This window comes from Roseovarius gaetbuli (assembly GCF_900172365.1).
In the GTDB taxonomy this organism is placed as follows: domain Bacteria; phylum Pseudomonadota; class Alphaproteobacteria; order Rhodobacterales; family Rhodobacteraceae; genus Roseovarius; species Roseovarius gaetbuli.
On record NZ_FWFJ01000136.1, the window covers coordinates 1 to 842 of the forward strand.

1 pseudogene is annotated in these 842 nt (G+C 56.3%); it reads right to left on the minus strand.

The features are described 5' to 3' along the window. A pseudogene (locus ROG8370_RS19960) lies at window positions 1-842 on the minus strand (IS3 family transposase); the annotation flags it as partial.

Below are 842 nucleotides of genomic sequence, written 5' to 3' on the forward strand. Positions count from 1 at the left end.
CTATGTTTTTCAGCCCATTCCATGAGCTTGCCACTGACATATTCGGGCCCATTATCAATACGAATGGCCTGCGGCTTTCCGCGCCACTCGATGATCTGATTCAGGCTGCGCACGACGCGCTCCGCAGGCAGCGAAAAGTCCACCTCGATGCACAGGCCCTCGCGATTGAAGTCATCCAGGACGTTCAGTGTCCGGATCGAACGACCGTCGGCCAACTGATCCGCCATAAAATCCATCGACCACGTCTCATTGGGCCTGTCAGGCACTGCCAACGGCTCCGGCTTGTCCCGCTTCAGCCGTTTCTTGGGTTTGATCCGTAGTTTCAGCTCCAGCGCGCAGTAAATCCGGTAGACGCGTTTGTGGTTGCAGCCATAGCCTTGAACGTTGCGCAGGTACAGAAAGCACAGGCCAAAGCCCCAATTGCGCTTGTTTGCCGTTAGACGTTCCAGCCAGTCAGCAATCTCCTCGATCTCGTCACTCAGCACTGGGCTATAGCGATAGCAGGTCTCACTGATCTGGAACGTACGGCATGCCAACGCGACACTGACCCCACGCACCGCCACCACCGTCATGGCCACCTCACGTCGTTGAGACGGCCTTAAGACTTTTTTCCGAGGGCTTCCTTGAGCAACTCATTCTGCATGCTCATCTCGGCATACATCTTTTTGAGCCTGCGGTTCTGCTCGGCCATGTCCTTCATCTCGGCAATCAAAGACGCATCCATCCCGCCAAATTTGGCCCGCCATTTGTAAAAGCTGGCGCTGCTCATCCCATGCTCCCGACACAGCTCAGAGACCGGCACACCACCCTCCGCCTGCTTCAGGATCGTCATGATCTGAGCG